We start from the raw sequence: 17,861 nt of genomic DNA, 5'->3' as shown, positions 1-17,861 counted from the left end.
CCGGACACTAGATTGAAATTGTGCCGGAGCGAAGCGCCTCTTGTCGCGACTTCGGTTTCAGTCCCGGGGCTTGCGAAGGGTCCAGGGCACGAAGTTCGACGGGTGGCTGACCACGGGGCCGTTGCCGCGCGTGGATCGTGGATTGACCAGCATCCCGCCCCACAGGGCAAAGGACATCATGGCGTGCTGGAGGTTGCGCTCCTTGTCGTTCATCTTGGCGTCTCCTTTCGCGTGAACGATGAAAAGAGACGCGTCGTGCTGTTCGGGAATCTCACCGTCATAGTCGTTTCGCGTCGTCCTCCTTGTCGCTCATTCGGCCGGGATTTGCAAGTTTTTTGATCCGCTACCGGAGCATTTGTTATCGAACCGTCGCCGAAAAGACCGATCGACCTGTCCGCTGTGCCGCGCGCAGTGGTCACGCCCTGCATCAAGGTCTGCATCGTGGACGGCGCGACCGGCCTGTGTCTGGGGTGCCTTCGCAGCCTGACCGAAATCGGCAGTTGGAGCAGCATGACCGCTGACGAGCGCGCTGCAGTCATGGCGGAGCTTCCGGCGCGGCGTGATCAGATTGATCCCGCCAAGTTGGAGGGCGGGCCCCAGAGGACTTAACCCTTCATCAGCCACGCCGATTCACCCGATCCCAATCGGTGCGTGCCAGGGTCGCTTCGGGCCGCAGAAGCAGCCTTCAGTCGCGTGTGTGCTGCTCATGATCCGTTTCGATGCCTCGTCCGCCTTCGTCATGACCCTGGCCGTGGCCTCGGCTCTGACCACTGCCCTGTGGCTGAACCGACTGGGCGACCGGGGCGAGGCGCAGGCGGCGACGATGGCTCCGATGGTCGCGACGGCCCACGGCAGCGCGGCCCAGATCATCAAGTCCGCCGACGGCCATTTCTGGGCCGAGGCCGAAATCGACGGCCGGGCTGTCCGCGTCATGGTCGACACTGGGGCCAGTGTCGTCGCCCTGACCCGTGCCGATGCGGCTCGCCTGGGCTTCCCGCTGACGGACAGCGATTTCACGGGATCGGTCCAGACGGCGTCGGGCACCGTCCCAGCCGCGCCGATCGAACTGGCCAGCGTCGCCGTGGCCGGGGCTCGGGTAGATGCCGTCCAGGCCCTGGTGGTCCAGGAAGGCCTGCCCCATTCGCTACTGGGCATGAGCTATCTGGGGCGGCTGTCGCGTTTCGAGGCCACGCCGACCGGCCTGACCCTGCGGCCCTAGAGCGCCTTCAGCACCACCGACAGGGCGGTCAGCAGCAGATAAAAAGCAAAGGCCTTGCGCAGCACGCGCCGATCCAGCCGATGGGCCAGACGCGCGCCGAACGGTGCCGTCAGGGCCGTCAGCACCCCCATGATCAAGGCTGCTGGCAGGTTCACGTAACCCAGCGACAACGGCGGCCGTCCCGGCGCGTCCCAGCCGAAGATCACGAAGCCAACCGTCGCAGCCGCCCCGATCGCCATGCCGAAACCGGAGGCCGTCGCCACGGCCTGATGGATAGGCCTGCCGCACAGGGTCATCAGCATGCCGCCGAAGCTGCCGCCGCCGATCCCCATCATGGCCGACAGCAGACCGATGCCGGTCCCCGCCCCGCGCCGGCCCCAGCCCTGAGGCAGGTCGGACCGGAGAGTAATACGCTCGGGCAACAGCCCCATCTGCGCCGCGATCAGGGCCAGGCAGATGCCATAGACGATGGCCAGACCCTCCATCGAGGTGATCCCGGCGACGAAGGCCCCGACCAGAGCCCCGAAACCCACCCAGGGGATCCAGGTTTTCAGCACCGCCTCGTCCACGGCACCGTGCTGACGATGGGCCGCCAGCGAGCGCCACGAAGTCGCGACGATGGTCAGCAGGGACGAGCCGACCGCCACATGCAGATTGCTCTCGCCGCCGACGCCCAGAACCTCGAAGGCATAGAACAGCACCGGCACGATGACCGTCCCGCCCCCGACGCCGAACAGTCCGGCGATGACGCCCGCAAACACCCCTGCCCCGGCCATAGCCGCCAGCAGGACCAGCGCGTCGGAAAGGGTCAGGGCGGTCAGGCGGCCCGTCCGACGGAATCGGTTTCGACAGGATCCCGTCCCAGCCGGGCCTCGGCTTCGCGCACGGCTTCCACGGCCCGGTCGACGACCTCCAGACCCGCGCCCGGCTGACATGCCTCGACCGTCAGGATGCGGCGGAAGCTGCGCGCCCCGGGCCGTCCGTGCATCAGACCCAGCATGTGACGGGTCATGGCGTGCAGACCCCATCCCTCAGCCAGACGCGCGGCCATATAGGGTTTGTAGCGTTCAATGGCCTGATACGGATCGACGTCCGGCGTCGCCTCTCCGAACACGCGCCGATCGACCTGCCCCAGCAAAGCCGGTTCGTGATAGGCCGCGCGGCCCAGCATGACCCCGTCCAGCTGGACGCCGTCCGCATCGTCCAGATGGGCGTCTACGGCTTCAAGCGAGGTAATGCCGCCGTTGATGACGATGGTCAGATGCGGGCGCTCGCGCTTCAGCTGGCGGACCAAGGCATAGTCCAGCGGGGGCACGTCCCGGTTCTCCTTGGGCGACAGGCCCTGCAGCCAGGCCTTGCGCGCATGGACGACGAAGGTCGTCACGCCGACCGCCGCACAGGCATCGACCGTGGCGAACAGGGAAAGCTGCGGGTCCTGATCGTCCACGCCGATCCGGCATTTGACGGTTGCAGGAACATCCACCGCCCCGGCGATGGCCGCCATGCAGTCGGCGACCAGTTCCGGCTCGCGCATCAGACAGGCACCGAACCGGCCGGACTGAACCCGATCGGACGGGCAGCCGACGTTCAGATTGATCTCATCATAGCCAAAGGACGCCCCGATCCGGGCCGCCTGGGCCAACTGGTCCGGGTCCGACCCGCCCAGTTGCAGGGCAACGGGATGCTCACAGCCGTCAAAGCCCAGCAACCGCTCGCGATCGCCGTGAATGACGGCGGGTGCCGTGACCATCTCGGTATAAAGCAGGGCGCGCCCCGACAGCGCACGGTGGAACGCCCGGCAATGCCGGTCGGTCCAGTCCATCATCGGGGCGACCGACAGGCGGTGAGGCGCGAACGAACTCATCGGATCAGATTACGACAAGTCGGTCCGCGCCGCATCCTGCGCCTATTTGCCGAACAGCTTGGCCCAGCGGCGCTTGTCGCGGTTCTTCCAGGTGCCGCGGTGATAGGCGTCCGATCCGATCAGCGGCACGACCGTGGTCGCTTCGGCAAAGACCATCTGCTCGTGCGTGGTCTGGACCTTGCCCCAGGAGGCGGCTTCTTTCAGCGTCGAGGACGAGCAGGCACCGTCGCGGACGTCGGCGACCGTGATCTGGACCGCATAGCGGTGCATCTCGGCTTCGATCCCCAGGATCTCGGCGCAGACGACCGTGTCCTGGGCAAAGTTCTTGGGCACCCCGCCGCCGACCATGAACAGGCCGGTCACGCCCGCCGCGATCTTGATGTCGGTCAGTTCGCGGAAGTCGGCGACCGCGTCGATCATCAGATAGGGCTTGCCCTCGGCCATCCGCTCCTTCTGGTGCTTGACCAGGCCGAAGCCGGCCGAGGAGTCGACGAAGGCCGGGCAGAAGATCGGCACGCCTTCTTCATAGGCGGTCTGGATCAGGCTGCCGGGCTTCTTGGCGTTGCCCTCCGACAGCCACTTGCCCATTTCCCAGATGAACTCACGGCTGGAATAGCCGCGCGGCTCCAGCCGGTTGCAGATTTCCAGGATGGTGTGGTCGCAGGCCTGGAGCTCTTCCTCGTCGATATAGGTGTCGTAGATCCGGTCGATGTAGTTGTCGCGCAGGACGTTGTCGTCCACCTCGCCAGCGGCCTGATAGTGTTTGAAGCCCAGGGCCTCGAAGAAATCCATGTCGACGATGGAGGCGCCGGTGGCGACCACGGCGTCGATCATGCCGAACTTCACCATGTCGCGGTACACATGCATGCAGCCGCCGGCGGAGGTCGAACCGGCCAGGATCAGCCAGGGCGAGCAGTCCTTGTCCTCGAGCGCCATGTTGAAGATGTCGGCAGCGCGGGCGGTGTCCCGGCTCGAGAACGACATCTTGCGCATGCTGTCGATGATCGGGCGCGCGTCGAAGGACGTGATATCGATGTGTTCGACGACGTTCTGAAGCAGCTCGGCCTTGGTATTCTTTTGAACGGGAGCGTTCATTGCAAGGGTTTCCCTTTGGTTTGAGCGCCCGTCGATCCACAAGGACCCGGTCGGGACGGAGCGACCGCCGGGAGGCGCCTAATAGGGTGCGAAAGCGGCGAGATTCAAGCAGCGAAGCCACCAAAGCCAACCTTTACCGGAACAGGACGCCATGTGACGCCTTCTGGACCAGACTAAGGGGGCCTCATGAACCGCTGGCGATATTATTGGCGGGTGCTCAGCACCCAGATCTGGTTTCGGGCCGGGCTATATGCTGGCTTTGGCGTTGCGGCGGCCTTGACCGCTGCACTGGTGGCCCCCCTGGTCCCGCGCGAAGTCGCGGACCGGCTTGGGGGAGAGTCCGTCGAGGCCATTCTGACCATTCTGGCCTCCAGCCTTCTGGCGGTGGCGACCTTTTCCCTGGGGGCGTGGGTCAGCGCCTATACCGCCGTGTCGCAGGCGGCTTCACCTCGCGTCGCGGTACTGATCACCTCCGATGAATCGACGCAAAAGGCGCTGGCCACCTTCGTCGGGGCCTTTCTCTATGCCGTGGTCGCGGTCACGGCCATTCACGCCCGCTTTTATGGGGCCGAAGGACGCGCCGTTCTTTATCTGACCAGTCTGGCTGTCGTCTGCCTGGTCGCGTTTCGCCTGCTGGCCTGGATGAGCCGTCTGTCGAACCTGGCCCGGGTGGGCCACATGATCGAACTGGTCGAACAGCGCACCGCAGACTGTCTGGCTTCGCAGCCGCCGACGCCGGCACCCCCGCCCGTCGAGGGTGAAATCTTTGAGGCGCCCGCGACCGGCTACATCCAGAACATCGACCTGCCCCATCTTCAGCGTCTCGCCGAAGAAAAGGATGGACGCATCGAAATCCTGGCCCCGGTCGGCAGCTTTCGCCGCCGCGGGGAGCCCTTGGGGCGGATCAGTTTCGGCAAGCCGGACGAGAAGACGACGGAGACCTTGCAGTCGGCGTTTTCAATCGCGCGGACGCGGACCTTCGATCAGGATCCTCGCTTCGGCCTGATCGTCCTGGGCGAGATTGCGGCGCGGGCCCTGTCTCCAGGCATCAACGATCCGGGGACGGCGGCGGAGGTGGCCGGGGTAGCGGTGCGCCTTCTCGACAACTGGGCACGCCGGGCCGATCCGGAAGCGGACGCCAATGCTCAGAACGACAGGGTCACCCGGCCGAGCCTCGACCCGCAGGTCCTGATTCAGGACGTGTTCGGCCCCATCATCCGCTATGGCCTGGACGATCCGATCGTGGCGATCCGGGTGCAGAAGGGGTTGCAGTCGCTCGCGGCGTGCCAATCGGCGGTATCGGACGCAGCCCGGTCGCTGGCGCTGGAGGCGGCCGAACGCGCGCGTGAAGGCCTTCACCCGGCCGATCGTCGTCGGTTTGATGCCCAGTTTGCAGGGCGCGACTGATCCGGAGGTCCCTGCCAGGGTCGGTGGAACGGCGCGAACCGTCCCACCAAAACCGACCGGGTCTTAGCGACGCGACTTCTTGCGCTGACCGGCCTTGCCCTTGGGACGCGACAGGCGGACGACCTTGCGAGCCTGCTCCTCCGCCGTGGTGCGCACGGTCGGGATGGAGCGCGGTGCGAGGCCATAGAGCGACGCCATCGGGGCATCCTCGACCGCGGCGATGTCATGCTCGCCATAGCCGTTGAAGCCCGTGGACATCGCCACGCCGTAAGCGCCCAGCATGCCGATTTCGATGAAGTCACCTTCACGGATATCGGCCGGCAGATAGAACGGACCCGGCATGTGGTCGATGGAATCGCAGGTCGGCCCATAGAACTGGAACGGCTTGAGATCGGCCGAGGCCGCTCCGTCCCGGACCAGCTTGGTCGGGAAGGGCCAGCGCGAGTGGGTCGCATCGAACAGCGAGCCATAGGACCCGTCGTTCAGATACAGAGCATCGCCCTTGCGCAGGTCCACACGCGCCAGGATCGACGAGCTTTCGGCGACCAGGGCGCGGCCCGGCTCACACCACAGCTCGGTCGTTTCCGACACGGGCATTTCGTTGAAGCCGCGATGGATGGCGTCGGCGTATTCGCTCATGTCCGGAGGGACCATGCCCGGATAGACCGAGGGGAAGCCACCGCCCACGTCGACGATGTCCACGATCACGCCCGCACGGCTGATGGCACGACCGACCTGGGCCATGGCGGCCTGATAGGCGGTCGGCCGCATGCACTGCGACCCGACATGGAAGCATACCCCCATCAGACCGTCCTTGACCGCCCGGCGGACGGACAGCAGCAGAGACGGGGCCTGATCGGGAGAGACGCCGAACTTGCCCGACAGGGAATAGGCCGCACCATCGGCCGAGACCGCCATGCGAACGAGCAGATTCAGGTCCGTCGCACCGCCCGTGGCGTCGAGGATCTTCTGCAGCTCATCCTCGCAGTCGAGCGAGAAGGTGCGAACGCCATAGTCGAAGTAGGCCTTGGTAATGGCCGTGCGGCTCTTGACCGGATGCATGAAGGCAATCCGCGCATCGGGATCGACCGAGCGCACCAGTTCGATCTCGGCGATCGAAGCGGCGTCATAACCCTTCACTCCGGCGTCCTTCAGGGCCTCGATGACCCACCGCGAAGGGTTGGCCTTCACGGCATAGAAGACGTCAGCCTTTAGATTGTCCTGGAACCAGCGCGCCGCTACGGCAACCGAACGCGGCCGCACGAGGGCGACGGGGCGTTCAGGGGACCGCTCGCGGACCAGGTCCAGGGGAAATTGGTACGTGCGCAATTCACGTAAACCCCTGTAATTGTTGAACCCAGCCGGCGTTAGCAGCGCAAACGTAAGACCTACGGGGTCCGCCGGAAGCCGCGATGTAGGGTCACGGGACTGTCATGTAAAGCGGTATTTTTGCGACATTTGAGCCTTTGGCCGCGCGCTTGTCCGACTTCGGACGGAAGTCGATCGCGTCAGAAGGATATGCTGAAGGCATAGTCCGGCCAGTCGCCGCGGTCTGCGGCGCTCTGATCCAGGTGGATTTGCCGGTTCCCGTTGGAATCCAGGCCGTTGACCAGCAAACATCGGGTCTGGCCCACATGCTCCAGGACCAGCAGGACCGTCCCGCTGGAGTCCCGTCTGATATAGGGTTTCCAGCGTGACTTCGGGTCGGTCCGGCTTCCGCCCAGACCGACCTCGTCCGAATATTTGACCTGACGCCCCGCCTTGGTCTGGTGGCTGTAGCTCTTGAAGCTGTAGTGCCCCAGGAACTTGTCCGTATCCATGGCCCGGAGCAGCACGGCATCCGCCGGCGCGCCCGCCCCTTCCGCCGGCATCATCTGCCACCAGTGATTCGGGGCCGTGCGGGTCCGCTCGCCATGATCGGCGAACACCGGCTTCTGTCCGCGATAGCTCTCGCTGGCCCAAATACCGCTTGTGACCGCGATCGGATGGCGATCGGCCCCGGTGTCCCACTCCAGCATCCGTTTGCGGGCCGTCGTAAGGCCCAACCGCAAGGAACCCTTGCCGATGTAGATTTCGGCATAAAGGTCGAAGGCCATCGGACAGACGTGGGCGATCCCGTCCATCAGCCAGTCTGTGGCCATCCCCGCCAGGCCCGGGCGTGTCAGAAGCGCGGGGTTGTCGACGCTGTTCGGGGCGTATTCCTCCTTGCTGGCCTGACGCAGGAACGGATTGCCCCGCTCGACCAGATACTGGTTCACCGCGATGATGGCCGTGGCCAGCAGGCCGAAATAGCCGGACATGTCCACATGGGCGGCCAGCAGCTTGTCGACATAGTCCTTCAGTCCGACGGCCCGGCGCCGGAACATTTCGTCCGACAGTTCGCGGATGTGACCGCCGGTCGTTTTGGGCCCATGGATCGGCTCGCCCCGGTTCCAGAACCCGTCCGGGGTCGTCTGGCCGGACCCGAACAGCTTTTGAGAAAGATCATCCGCCAGTTCGCGAGCCGAGCCGCGTGAGGCGGGCTCCAGAAAGCTGATCATGCGCTTGAGCTGACGCGCCTCGGGCTCGCGCTTCATGGCCAGATGCAGACCGTGGATTTCGGTGTGAATGCGCTCCAGCGGGATGCGATAGCCGACATCGGCCCGCAGTTCAGCCAGCTGGGACTTCAGCACCTCCTGCCCCTTGACCAGCAGGTCCAACTTCTCGTCCAGCGCGTCGAAGCGAGCGTTCTCGCCGCCGATCAAGGTCCAGAGAAGGGTGGTTGCAGCCCCCTTGCCAGCCTGTTTGGCCCCCTCTTTGAAAGTGAACCTTGCCAGTGCCTTGAACGCCGAAAGCGGCAACCCTACGTCAGTCATGATCGCTCCTTTTGCAACTTTCGGTTGCAGATAGAGCGAGTCGGCATCCTGGGCCAGTGATCGCCACCGCTGGACGAAATCGACACCGCTGTGTCATTAAGACTTGCCGACGGCCCGCAGACGGGCCATGCGGCGCGCCCTTGCAACAGCTGACAGCGTGTCCATGACAACCGCATCCGCCGCTGTCGCGTCCGTTCGCGACGTGTCCAAGACCTTTGGTGCCCGCAAGGCACTGGACGGCGTATCCCTTGATGTCGCTGCCGGAGAGATGGTGGCCCTGATCGGCCCGTCCGGCTCTGGCAAGTCGACGCTGCTGCGGTCGATCACCGGGCTGCAGCCCATCGACCCCGGTAAGGGCCGCATCGACGTCTTCGGCGAAACCGTCCAGCAGAACGGCCGCGTGACCGGGGCCGTGCGCCGGGCGCGCGGCAAGCTGGGCATGATCTTCCAGCAGTTCAACCTGGTCGGCCGCCTGTCGTTGTTCTCGAACGTCATGCTGGGGGCCCTCGGCCGTATTCCCGGCTGGCGCGGGGCACTGGGCCTGTGGCCGTCGCAGGACAAGGCCCGCGCCATGGCAGCCCTGCACCGCGTCGGCGTGTCCGATTACGCGGCCCAGCGCGCCAATACCCTTTCGGGCGGTCAGCAACAGCGCGGGGCCATCGCCCGCGCCCTGGTCCAGGGCGCACAGGGCATATTGGCCGACGAACCGGTGGCCTCCCTCGATCCCGTCTCCGCCCGCAAGGTCATGGAGCTGCTGGTCGAGCTGAACAAGCGCGACGGCCTGGGCGTCATCGTCACCCTGCACCAGGTCGACTATGCCATTCGCTATTGCGACCGGGTGGTCGCACTGAAGTCCGGCAAGATCGTCTATGACGGCCCGGCGACCGGGCTGGACACCCGTATCCTGATCGACATCTACGGTCCCGAGTTCGAGGACGCGTTCTGGGAAACCAAGGCATGACCGCTTTCAACACCCAAACCCTGAGCCGACGCCTGGTGGCCATGGCTGGCGCCCTGTCGCTGCTGGGCCTGGCGGCCTGCGGCGGCGAGGAAAAGTCTGCGGGCGCTGCCCCGACCGCGATCACCTTCTCCATCCTGTCGGCCGAGGGCCAGGCGTCCTCTGGCCCGCTGTGGGAACCGCTGCTGGAAGACATGTCCAAGGCGATCGGGGTGGAGGTGAAGCCCTTCTTCGGCTCCAACTATACCGTCCTGGTCGAGGCGATGCGCGGCAACCAGACCCAGGTCGCCTGGTTCTCGGCCAAGCCGATGCTGGAAGCGATCGACCGCGCCGACGCCGAGGTGATTGCCCGTACCGTCGATATCGAGGGGCGTGACAGCTATCGCTCGACCCTGATCGTGCGCCGCGGATCGGGCATTACTCTGGAAGACGTGATGGCCTGCGGGCGGCGTTTTGACTTCGGCATCGGCGATGCCCAGTCGACGTCGGGCACCCTGGCCCCGCTGACCTTCCTGTTCAACGCGCGTGGCGTCGTCCCGGCCCAGTGCTTCAAGACCGTGCGGTCGGCCAACCACCAGGCCAACGCCTTCGCCGTCGCCAATGGCGTGGTCGACGTGGCCACGTCCAACACCGTCAACACCGTCTTCATGACGCGTCAGAATCCGCAGATCGCCAGCCAGATCGAGGAAATCTGGTTCTCGCCGCCGATCCCGGAGTCCGGCATCGTGCTGCGCGCCGACCTGGACCCGGTCCTGAAAGAAAAGATCCGCGCCTTCTTCCTGGGCTATGGCCAGGGTGAGGGAGCCGAGGCCGAGCGCCAGCGCGCGGTCCTGGCCGGTCTGAACTATTCGCAGTTCCGTGCCGCCGACGACACCTATCTGGACCCCGTCCGCGAAATGGTGGCCGACCAGGCCCTGACCGAGGCCCGCGCCAAGGGCGACACCGCCGGCGCAGCCGCTGCCGAAGCCGAACTGAGCACCCTGCGTGCCCGCCGTCAGGTGCGGCCTTGACCGTAGCCTCGACTGCCGCCGCCTCTGCGATCCCCAAGCCGCCCAGCAAGTCCGCGGCCGCCTGGGCCATGGATGTCCTGTTGTGGGGCGGCATCGCTGTCGCCCTGATCATCAGCTTCACCGACGTGGACCTGCCCAACCTGCCGCGACTGGCCAGCAACTCCGGCAGTATGGAGGCCCTGGGCCGCGACCTGCTGCGTCCTGATTTTGGTGACTGGCGCCTGTTCGTGAAGCAGATGTTCCAGACCATCCAGATCGCTCTGTGGGGCACCTTCCTGGCCGTCTTCATGGCCATTCCGCTGGGTCTGGCTGCCGCGCGCAACATCGCCCCTGCCTGGGTTGTCTGGCCGGTGCGCCGGGTCATGGACATGCTGCGGTCCATTCCCGATCTGGTCATCGGCCTGCTGTTCGTGGTGGCTGTGGGCCTGGGCCCGCTGGCCGGTGTCCTGGCCATTTCGCTGAACACCGCCGGCGTGCTGGCCAAGCTGTTCTCCGAAGCGGTCGAGTCGATCGACAAGGGTCCGGTCGAGGGCGTGCGCGCCACCGGTGGGTCGGGCCTGCATGAGATCGTCTGGGGCGTGATTCCCCAGGTGGCTCCGCTGTGGACGTCGTTTGCCCTTTACCGCTTCGAATCCAACAGCCGCGCGGCCACCGTGCTGGGCCTGATTGGCGCGGGCGGGATCGGCCAGGTGCTGTTCGATCGGATGAACGCCTTCGCCTTCCGCGAAGTGGCCGCCATCGTGGTGGTGATCATCGTCGCCGTGACCCTGATCGACACCCTGTCGCAGATCATGCGCAAACGGTTGCTGTAACGTCACACAGCTTTGATCTAAGCGGGTCTCGACCTGTTCCAGACGAGGCCCCCGATGATCCGCACCCTGTCGACCGGCGTCTGCGCCCCGGCCCTGCTCGCCCTGAGCGTCATTGCCCTGTCCGGCTGTGACGGCGGCCAGGGAAGCACCCGCTCGGGCATCTGGGCAGCAGGGTCCTCGACGGTCTTTCCGTTCACCACTCGCGTGGCCGAGAATTTCGCGCGCGCAACCGACAGCGCCATGCCGCGTGTCGAATCGCTGGGCACCGGCGGCGGCATCCAGGCCTTCTGTGCCGGCATCGGTCCGGCCACGCCGGACATCGCCAATGCGTCGCGCCAGATGAAGGCGTCCGAGTTCGACATGTGCCGGGCCAACGGCGTCACCGATATTCTGGAGATCAAGATCGGCTATGACGGCCTGGTCGTCGCCATTGCCCGCAACGGCAAGGACTATGCCTTTGAAGGGGCCGACCTCTATCTGGCCGTCGCCAAGCAGATCCCTGGCCCGAACGGCTTCATCGCCAACCCCAACACCGACTGGAGCCAGGTCCGGCCGGGCCTGCCGTCTGGACGGATCCTGATGTACGGGCCGCCGCCGACGTCCGGCACGCGCGACTCCTGGGTCGAACTGGGCCTGACCCCCTCGGCAGAGGCCCTGCCTCAACTGGCTGCCCTGGCCGAAAGCGACGCCGACCAGTTCGAGGCCATCGCCCATACGGTGCGCGAGGACAGCGTCTGGGTCGACTCCGGTGAGAACGACAACGCCATCGTCCAGACCCTGACCCGCACGCCCGGTGCCATGGGCGTGTTCGGCTATTCCTTTCTGGAGCAGAACAACGATCAGGTGAAAGCTGCCAGCGTCAACGGCGTCTATCCGACACTGGAGACCATCTCTTCGGGCGACTATCCGATTGCGCGGTCGATGTTCATCTATGTGAAGCTGGCCCATATCGGCGTGACGCCGGGTCTGGAGCAGTTCATCACCGAGTATCTGTCCGACGCCTCGGCGGGACGCGGCGGCTATCTGCAGGACCGGGGCCTGGTGCCGCTTCCGCCCGCCGAGCTGGAAGCCCAGCGCGCCGCCGCCCGCGCCCGCACACCGATGCAGCGCCCGCAGTAGGGACGCCGCCTCGCCCCGCGATCACGGGGCGAGGCAGACCTCAGCCTCAGACCTTGGCCGACCGGCTGCGGGTCCAGGCATAGAGGGCCACAACAACCACCGCGAAGGTCGCAATGCCCGCCGTCATCGCCGGCCAGGTCGACCCTTCCGGCAACATGGCAAAGGGCGCGTCATTGCCGGTGCCGACGATGACCCCGGCCGTCATGACCAGGAACAGGCTCTCGCCCACGATCAGGCCGGAGGCCAGCAGCACGCCCATCCGCCTACCGACGTCCGCAAAGCGCGTCGTCTTGATCGCCCGGTCGTAAAGCCATCCGCAGATCGCCCCGATCACCAGCATGGTGGTGACGGCAGCCGGCAGATAGAAGCCGATCCCCACGGCCAGGGGCGGCAGCTTCATCCGGTCCTTGGTCGCGGCGCGCAGCACGATGTCCAGCACGATGATGACCACGCCGATCACGGCCCCCAGGCCGATCAGGTCCCAGCGCAGCCCGCCCTCGATCACGCCCTTGGCCAGGGCCGAGATCAAGGTCGCCTGAGGCGCGGCCAGGGGCTCGTCAGCGATGCCCTGCGGGCCGCCCGCAAAACCAAAGGCCTGGTTCAACAGGTTCAGGATCAGCGGAATGACCAAGGCCCCTGCCCCCACACCCACGATCAGGGCGGCCTGCTGACGCCAGGGCGTGGCCCCGACCAGCTGGCCCGTCTTCAGGTCCTGAAGATTGTCATTGGCGATGACCGCGACGGCAAAGACGACAGCCGTCACGATCAGTGCGAAGGCCACCACCGATGGGTCGGCGGGCAGTCCGGCCAGGCTCAGCACGCCCAGCATCAGCAGCGAGGCGATCACGATCGCCAGGATGCCGACGCCCGACACCGGGCTGTTGGACGATCCGATCAGTCCGGCCATGTACCCGCAGATGGCGGCAACGGCGAAACCGATGACGATGACATAGATCAGCCCCCCGCCGACCAGCAGGGCAGTCGAGGAGGCCAGGGTCGGGTTGCCCTGGGCGAACCAGGCCAGCAGACCTGCGATCCCGACCAGGCAGCCGAGCGAGATCATGCCGACGAGGCCGATCGGGATGTCCTGCTCGGTGCGGTCCAGCACCTCTCCACCCTGACGACGGCGGTTGGCCGCCAGCGCCGAGACCAGTCCGCCGATCAGCGGCCCGGCCAGCTTGATCAGGGTCCACAGGGCCGCCACGCCGATCACGCCCGCCCCCATGAAGCGCACCTCGCGGGCCCAGACCGTCCCGGCCAGTTCTTCGGCCGCAGCCCCCGGCTCCAGGGTCGTGGCGATAGAGGGAATGCCGTTGGCCGTCAGCCAGGCGATGGTGTCCGGGCTGGTCAGAATCGGCACGGCGATGGCCCACGCCAGGATCAGTCCGAACAACTGCGCCAGGCCCACGGCCAGCCCAATCAGATGACCCGCGCCCAATAGGGCGAACTGCATGCCGAAGCCCAGCCCCGTCGCACCGCCGCCCAGGGCCGCCGGCAGCTTGAAGAAGCGTGCCGCCTCGCCGGCGAACACCCGGCCGGCCACCAGCAGGGCATAGCCCGCCGACACCACCGCCCCGGTGACCACCACCCACAGGCCTGCCGCATTCTCTCGCACCGCGCTGTCGGTCTGTTCGGCCCCGCGCGAACCGACGGTCAGCACCTCGGCCGCAGCCACGCCCTCGGGATAGGGCAGGCCGCCTTCGACCACCAGCGCCCGGCGCAGCGGGATCGAGAAGGTCACGCCCAGCACCCCGCCGAAGGCGCAGATCAGCACCGATTCCCAGAACGGAAACTCAAGCCACCAGCCGACCATGACCAGACCCGGCAGGACGAAGATGATGGCACTCATCGCGCCGCCCACCGAGGCGACGGTCTGGACCGTCATGTTTTCCCAGATGGTCGAGGTCTTGAACGCCCGCAGTATGGCCATCGAGATGACCGCCGCCGGGATCGCCGAGGCGAACGTCAGCCCGACCTTCAGCCCCAGATAGGTGTTGGCCGCCGTGAAGACGATGCCCAGCAGGGCCCCCAGTGCCAGGGCCCGGAAGGAGAACTCCAGGCGGCGGCCGCTCGTGGCGGGCGAGGTCGAGGCATCGGTCATCGTCGGCAATCCTGAAACGCTGATCTCCCGACCTAAGCCGAGAATTGCCCGTTCGGCAATCGCGCGGTCTCAGCGCCCCGGACAGGGCCCGGGGGCAACCAACGGCAGGCGGGCATCGCTGAGCAGGAACAGATGCACCCTGCGCTCCTCGATGGGCCCGACAGGCGTCGACATTGGGCCCAGGTCGATGACGCGCGCATAGGATGCAGCGAACCGGGCGCTCCCGGCACAGGGACTGATGGCCAGGACGGGGCCGACCTCCTGGCCGGTCAGGGCACGGGTCATCTGGAAATGGCTCTGCGGGGGCTGGCCGGATGCGGGCGGCCAAGCCTTGGCCGTAACGGCCCGATCGCGCCCATAGTAGGCCAGGGCTGCGATCTCGCTGCGGCGCTCGGCCACGAGGGTGACGGTGCCGTTCGCCTCGGCCTGGTCGGCGATGGCGTCGGTAAACGTGTCCCAACCCAGAACCGGCGCGTAGGGGGTCTCGCCCGCAACCACCCAACGGTCCGCGTTCACATCGCCCCACAGGGTCAGGGCCTGAAAGGCGAGGGCCAGGGCGAAGCCCGCGACCAGCCAGCCCGTTCGCCCGGCCCGCACCAGGACCGCCGCGCCCAGGATGAAGGCGGCGATCAGGCCGCTGGCGGCCCAGTTCGCATGGGCCCGCGTCAGCGTCGCCACCACGGTCAGTGCCAGGAAGATGGGCAACGAGAACAGCAGCAGCAGCCGCTCGTTGGGACCGACCTGCCCTCTGATCCCGCGCCAGACGGCCCATAGAAAGGCGACAAACACCACCGGCCCGGCAATGAAGACCTGCGCCCCCGCAAAGGCCAGGGGATCGACAATCCCCGGCGTCAGCCCTCCGCCCGAAGCATTGTCTGCCGTGTGCCGGACCGTCGCCAGCCCATGGCCCAGGTTCCACAGCAGATTGGGCATCAGGACGATCAGGCCGATCCCCATCACCACCAGGCCGCGTCGCGACAGCAGGGCCTGGCGCGTCGCCGGATCGACGATGACCGCCAGAACCAGTCCGCCGATGAAATAGAGCATGGCGTATTTGGACAGCAGACCCAGACCGACGGCCGTCCCCAGCAACACCGCCCATCCCAGGCCCCCGCCGGCCCTCAATCGTGCCAGGGCGAGCAGGGCCGCCGACCAGAACAACAGCAAGGGCGCATCCGTGGAGATGATGCGCGCCGAAAAGATCGCCCCGGGAGCCAGCAGGGCAGCCAACCCGGCCACCACGCCCACGCGCGGCCCGAACAGGGACCGCGCGGCCGCCCCCACGAACAGGCTGGTCCCGGCCCAGGCCAGGGTCGCGGGCGAACGGATGCAGGCCTCAGATGGACCACAGACCGACTGCGCCGCCCCGATCAGCCAGGCCACCATGGGCGGCTTGGAATAATAGCCCCAGGCCGGATCCTGGGCCCACAGCCAGTATTGTGCCTCGTCGACGCCCAGATCGACCTGCGCCAGCGACAAGCCGAACAGGCGGATGCCGGTCACGCCCAGAACGACTGCCACCAGGGCGACCCAGGAAAGATCGACAGGCTTGGTCATCCCAGGCTTCACGACAGGGCGGGCGCTCCGGCGGCGCGGCGACCACGCCTGCGGACGCGTGCCTCGGCCACGCGCGGAAGCAGCACCGCGCACAGCAGCGCCATCACCGATGCGACAAGCGCCCAGGACAGCACCGTATCGGACAGGAAATGCCCCCCGAAGGCGATCCGGTTCACCGAAAGGGCGGCGGCATAGGTCAGAACGGGCAACAGCAGCCGCCCGCGCCAGGGCTGGGGCAGCAGGATCACTGCAGCCACCATCCAGGCGGCCGATGCGCTCTCACCAGAGACGAACGAACAATTGGACGTGCACCAGTCGCTGATGCGCCAGACCTCGACATAGGGCGCATCCCCCCCGAAGGCCTCCAGATGCACCGGACGGGGCCGCCCCCACTGTCCCTTCAGCAGCCCATTGACCAGCAGCACCGGGCCCAGCACCAATCCGGCCAGGACGCACCACGACCGCCGGGCGGCCGTCACGCCGCGCCAGTCCTCACGCAGCCCGGCCCGAACAAGCAGGATCACCGCCGTCAGAAAGACCGCGACGAGCGCCAAGGTGGAGCTTTTGCGCAGGGCCCGCAGCACGGGCGATTGCGACAGGGCAAAGCCGGTCTCGGGTGAATGGAAGGCCTCGGCCACCGCCAGGTCCACGCCCGGCAGGACCCAGAAATACAGGCTGAGCGCCATGGTCGCGCCCAAGGCCATCAGCAGGGCATCGAACCGGCGCTCGCGCATCGTCCAGGCCCGTCGCCACGTCACGGCCTGACGCCGCCCAAGCCCGACCGCTGTCAGGTTCCAGACCGCTGCCCGTGCCCGGCTCATCGTATCCCCCGATCGGATGTCCTGGCGGTGATCTGCCCGACTCATTTGGCGGCGAGGTCACGGTTCGGCGTCGGTGCGGTGGAAGTTTGGCGGCAGTGGTGTTGCGCTTGGTCCGTCTGCTGCAGAACAGGCGGTCATGACGTCTGGTCGGCGACCGCCCGAGGCGTTAAGCCCGGTCCATGCCTGAACTTCCCGAGGTCGAGACCGTGCGCCGGGGGCTGGAACCGGTCCTGGCCGGGGCGCGCCTGACACGCGTGCGTCAGAACCGCCCCGACCTGCGCTTTCCCTTTCCCGACCGCTTCGTTGAACGGCTGGAAGGCGCGACGGTGACGCGCCTGGATCGGCGCGCCAAATACCTGCTGATGCCGCTGTCGACGGGCGAGACCTGGGTCAGTCACCTGGGCATGACCGGGCGGTTTACCCTGGACGGCAGCCAGATCGGCGAGTTCGAGGAACCGGCACCGATCGCGGGCAAGCATGAGCATATGAGCCTGTGTGCCGTGCGCGGCGACGCCGTGACCCGGATCGGCTTTGCCGATGCCCGACGTTTCGGCTTCATGGGACTGATCCCCAGCGAGGGGATCGAGGCCCACCCCTGGTTCGCCGCCATGGGGCCCGAGCCCCTCGGCAACGGCTTTTCGGCCCTGCATCTGGCCCAGGCATTTAGCGGTCGAAAGCAGAATGTGAAGGTCAGCCTGCTGGATCAGAGGATCGTCGCGGGCCTCGGCAATATCTATGTCTGCGAGGCGCTGTATCGTGCGCGCATATCGCCCCTGATCGCAGCGGGACGGATCAGCCAGCCTCGCCTGGAACGGCTGACGGCGGTGATCCGCGACGTGCTGAACGACGCGATCGCGGCGGGCGGATCCACCCTGCGCGACTTTGCCAATGCCGATGGCGGCCAGGGCTATTTCCAGCACCGTTTCGACGTCTATGGCCGCGAGGGCCAGCCCTGCCTGGGCGAGGGCTGCACCGGCGTGGTGCGGCGCATCGTCCAGGGCGGTCGCTCGACCTTCTACTGTCCGTCCTGCCAGAGGCGGTAG

Annotated in this window: 17 protein-coding genes; 8 read left to right on the top strand and 9 right to left on the bottom strand. The window is 66.7% G+C overall.

Annotated features, from left to right (window positions below):
• Positions 1-57: 57 nt before the first annotated feature.
• Positions 58-213 (bottom strand): hypothetical protein, encoded by a 156-nt coding sequence (locus JIP62_RS12260; RefSeq protein WP_201102449.1) that lies wholly within the window; start codon positions 211-213, stop codon positions 58-60.
• Between the two features lie 186 nt (positions 214-399).
• Here JIP62_RS12260 and JIP62_RS12255 point away from each other — a divergent pair, with 186 nt between their 5' ends.
• Positions 400-609 (top strand): DUF1289 domain-containing protein, encoded by a 210-nt coding sequence (locus JIP62_RS12255; protein WP_330999925.1) that lies wholly within the window; start codon positions 400-402, stop codon positions 607-609.
• Positions 610-706: 97 nt separating this feature from the next.
• A complete protein-coding gene (locus JIP62_RS12250) occupies positions 707-1,219 on the top strand; it encodes a TIGR02281 family clan AA aspartic protease (protein WP_201102448.1) in 513 nt (170 codons plus the stop codon).
• On the opposite strand, the gene JIP62_RS12245 is transcribed toward JIP62_RS12250, so the two are convergent.
• The 3 genes from JIP62_RS12245 to JIP62_RS12235 are packed head-to-tail and all read right to left on the bottom strand — an operon-like array spanning position 1,216 to position 4,178.
• Positions 1,216-1,995: a sulfite exporter TauE/SafE family protein gene (locus tag JIP62_RS12245; RefSeq protein WP_230974749.1), complete on the bottom strand. Its 780-nt coding sequence runs from the start codon at positions 1,993-1,995 to the stop codon at positions 1,216-1,218. The two genes, JIP62_RS12250 and JIP62_RS12245, sit on opposite strands and share 4 nt — an antisense overlap.
• A gap of 41 nt (positions 1,996-2,036) precedes the next feature.
• Positions 2,037-3,083, bottom strand: a complete 1,047-nt coding sequence (gene dusA / locus JIP62_RS12240) for a tRNA dihydrouridine(20/20a) synthase DusA (protein ID WP_201102447.1) — start codon at positions 3,081-3,083, stop codon at positions 2,037-2,039.
• Positions 3,084-3,125: 42 nt separating this feature from the next.
• A complete protein-coding gene (locus tag JIP62_RS12235; protein WP_201102446.1) occupies positions 3,126-4,178 on the bottom strand; it encodes a 1,9-bis(guanidino)-5-aza-nonane synthase in 1,053 nt (350 codons plus the stop codon).
• A gap of 186 nt (positions 4,179-4,364) precedes the next feature.
• Here JIP62_RS12235 and JIP62_RS12230 point away from each other — a divergent pair, with 186 nt between their 5' ends.
• Positions 4,365-5,585 (top strand): DUF2254 domain-containing protein, encoded by a 1,221-nt coding sequence (locus JIP62_RS12230; RefSeq protein ID WP_201102445.1) that lies wholly within the window; start codon positions 4,365-4,367, stop codon positions 5,583-5,585.
• A gap of 63 nt (positions 5,586-5,648) precedes the next feature.
• Here the strand turns inward: JIP62_RS12230 and JIP62_RS12225 are convergent, their stop codons facing one another.
• Both JIP62_RS12225 and JIP62_RS12220 read right to left on the bottom strand, forming a co-directional pair.
• Positions 5,649-6,914, bottom strand: coding sequence for a type III PLP-dependent enzyme (locus JIP62_RS12225; RefSeq protein ID WP_201102444.1), 1,266 nt, complete (start codon positions 6,912-6,914; stop codon positions 5,649-5,651).
• Between the two features lie 179 nt (positions 6,915-7,093).
• On the bottom strand, positions 7,094-8,440 hold the full coding sequence (locus JIP62_RS12220; protein WP_201102443.1) for a hypothetical protein: 1,347 nt from the start codon (positions 8,438-8,440) through the stop codon (positions 7,094-7,096).
• Between the two features lie 163 nt (positions 8,441-8,603).
• On the opposite strand from JIP62_RS12220, the gene phnC reads away from it, so the two are divergent.
• The 4 genes from phnC (at position 8,604) to JIP62_RS12200 (ending at position 12,339) form a co-directional block, all read left to right on the top strand.
• Positions 8,604-9,401, top strand: a complete 798-nt coding sequence (gene phnC / locus JIP62_RS12215) for a phosphonate ABC transporter ATP-binding protein (protein WP_201102442.1) — start codon at positions 8,604-8,606, stop codon at positions 9,399-9,401.
• Positions 9,398-10,408 (top strand): phosphate/phosphite/phosphonate ABC transporter substrate-binding protein, encoded by a 1,011-nt coding sequence (phnD, locus tag JIP62_RS12210; protein ID WP_201102441.1) that lies wholly within the window; start codon positions 9,398-9,400, stop codon positions 10,406-10,408. The genes phnC and phnD overlap by 4 nt, the downstream gene beginning before the upstream one ends.
• Positions 10,409-10,476: 68 nt before the next feature.
• Complete coding sequence (gene phnE / locus JIP62_RS12205; RefSeq protein WP_201104746.1) at positions 10,477-11,220, top strand: phosphonate ABC transporter, permease protein PhnE; 744 nt, start codon at positions 10,477-10,479, stop codon at positions 11,218-11,220.
• Positions 11,221-11,274: 54 nt separating this feature from the next.
• Positions 11,275-12,339 (top strand): substrate-binding domain-containing protein, encoded by a 1,065-nt coding sequence (locus JIP62_RS12200; protein WP_201102440.1) that lies wholly within the window; start codon positions 11,275-11,277, stop codon positions 12,337-12,339.
• 46 nt (positions 12,340-12,385) lie between these two features.
• Here the strand turns inward: JIP62_RS12200 and JIP62_RS12195 are convergent, their stop codons facing one another.
• The 3 genes from JIP62_RS12195 to JIP62_RS12185 form a co-directional block, all read right to left on the bottom strand.
• Positions 12,386-14,440 carry an OPT family oligopeptide transporter gene (locus JIP62_RS12195; protein ID WP_201102439.1) on the bottom strand — a complete coding sequence of 685 codons (2,055 nt, stop codon included), beginning with the start codon at positions 14,438-14,440 and terminating at the stop codon, positions 12,386-12,388.
• A gap of 69 nt (positions 14,441-14,509) precedes the next feature.
• On the bottom strand, positions 14,510-15,997 hold the full coding sequence (locus JIP62_RS12190; RefSeq protein ID WP_201102438.1) for an ArnT family glycosyltransferase: 1,488 nt from the start codon (positions 15,995-15,997) through the stop codon (positions 14,510-14,512).
• Between the two features lie 8 nt (positions 15,998-16,005).
• Positions 16,006-16,818, bottom strand: a complete 813-nt coding sequence (locus JIP62_RS12185; RefSeq protein ID WP_201102437.1) for a phosphatase PAP2 family protein — start codon at positions 16,816-16,818, stop codon at positions 16,006-16,008.
• Positions 16,819-16,997: 179 nt separating this feature from the next.
• On the opposite strand from JIP62_RS12185, the gene mutM reads away from it, so the two are divergent.
• Positions 16,998-17,861, top strand: coding sequence for a bifunctional DNA-formamidopyrimidine glycosylase/DNA-(apurinic or apyrimidinic site) lyase (gene mutM / locus JIP62_RS12180; protein ID WP_201102436.1), 864 nt, complete (start codon positions 16,998-17,000; stop codon positions 17,859-17,861).

The organism is Brevundimonas vitisensis, from assembly GCF_016656965.1.
Taxonomy (GTDB): Bacteria; Pseudomonadota; Alphaproteobacteria; order Caulobacterales; family Caulobacteraceae; genus Brevundimonas; species Brevundimonas vitisensis.
Note: the sequence above shows the minus strand (reverse complement) of the source record. Positions and strands in the feature narration are given on the sequence as shown.

Excerpts from the sequence above, each read along its gene's own strand:
- JIP62_RS12260 (WP_201102449.1), bottom strand. The coding sequence starts at position 213 with ATGAACGACAAGGAGCGCAACCTCCAGCACGCCATGATGTCCTTTGCC.
- JIP62_RS12250 (WP_201102448.1), top strand. The coding sequence starts at position 707 with ATGATCCGTTTCGATGCCTCGTCCGCCTTCGTCATGACCCTGGCCGTG.
- JIP62_RS12245 (WP_230974749.1), bottom strand. The coding sequence starts at position 1,995 with ATGGCCGGGGCAGGGGTGTTTGCGGGCGTCATCGCCGGACTGTTCGGC.
- dusA (WP_201102447.1), bottom strand. The coding sequence starts at position 3,083 with ATGAGTTCGTTCGCGCCTCACCGCCTGTCGGTCGCCCCGATGATGGAC.
- JIP62_RS12235 (WP_201102446.1), bottom strand. The coding sequence starts at position 4,178 with ATGAACGCTCCCGTTCAAAAGAATACCAAGGCCGAGCTGCTTCAGAAC.
- JIP62_RS12230 (WP_201102445.1), top strand. The coding sequence starts at position 4,365 with ATGAACCGCTGGCGATATTATTGGCGGGTGCTCAGCACCCAGATCTGG.
- JIP62_RS12220 (WP_201102443.1), bottom strand. The coding sequence starts at position 8,440 with ATGACTGACGTAGGGTTGCCGCTTTCGGCGTTCAAGGCACTGGCAAGG.
- phnC (WP_201102442.1), top strand. The coding sequence starts at position 8,604 with ATGACAACCGCATCCGCCGCTGTCGCGTCCGTTCGCGACGTGTCCAAG.
- phnD (WP_201102441.1), top strand. The coding sequence starts at position 9,398 with ATGACCGCTTTCAACACCCAAACCCTGAGCCGACGCCTGGTGGCCATG.
- phnE (WP_201104746.1), top strand. The coding sequence starts at position 10,477 with ATGGATGTCCTGTTGTGGGGCGGCATCGCTGTCGCCCTGATCATCAGC.
- JIP62_RS12200 (WP_201102440.1), top strand. The coding sequence starts at position 11,275 with ATGATCCGCACCCTGTCGACCGGCGTCTGCGCCCCGGCCCTGCTCGCC.
- JIP62_RS12195 (WP_201102439.1), bottom strand. The coding sequence starts at position 14,440 with ATGACCGATGCCTCGACCTCGCCCGCCACGAGCGGCCGCCGCCTGGAG.
- JIP62_RS12190 (WP_201102438.1), bottom strand. The coding sequence starts at position 15,997 with ATGACCAAGCCTGTCGATCTTTCCTGGGTCGCCCTGGTGGCAGTCGTT.
- JIP62_RS12185 (WP_201102437.1), bottom strand. The coding sequence starts at position 16,818 with ATGAGCCGGGCACGGGCAGCGGTCTGGAACCTGACAGCGGTCGGGCTT.
- mutM (WP_201102436.1), top strand. The coding sequence starts at position 16,998 with ATGCCTGAACTTCCCGAGGTCGAGACCGTGCGCCGGGGGCTGGAACCG.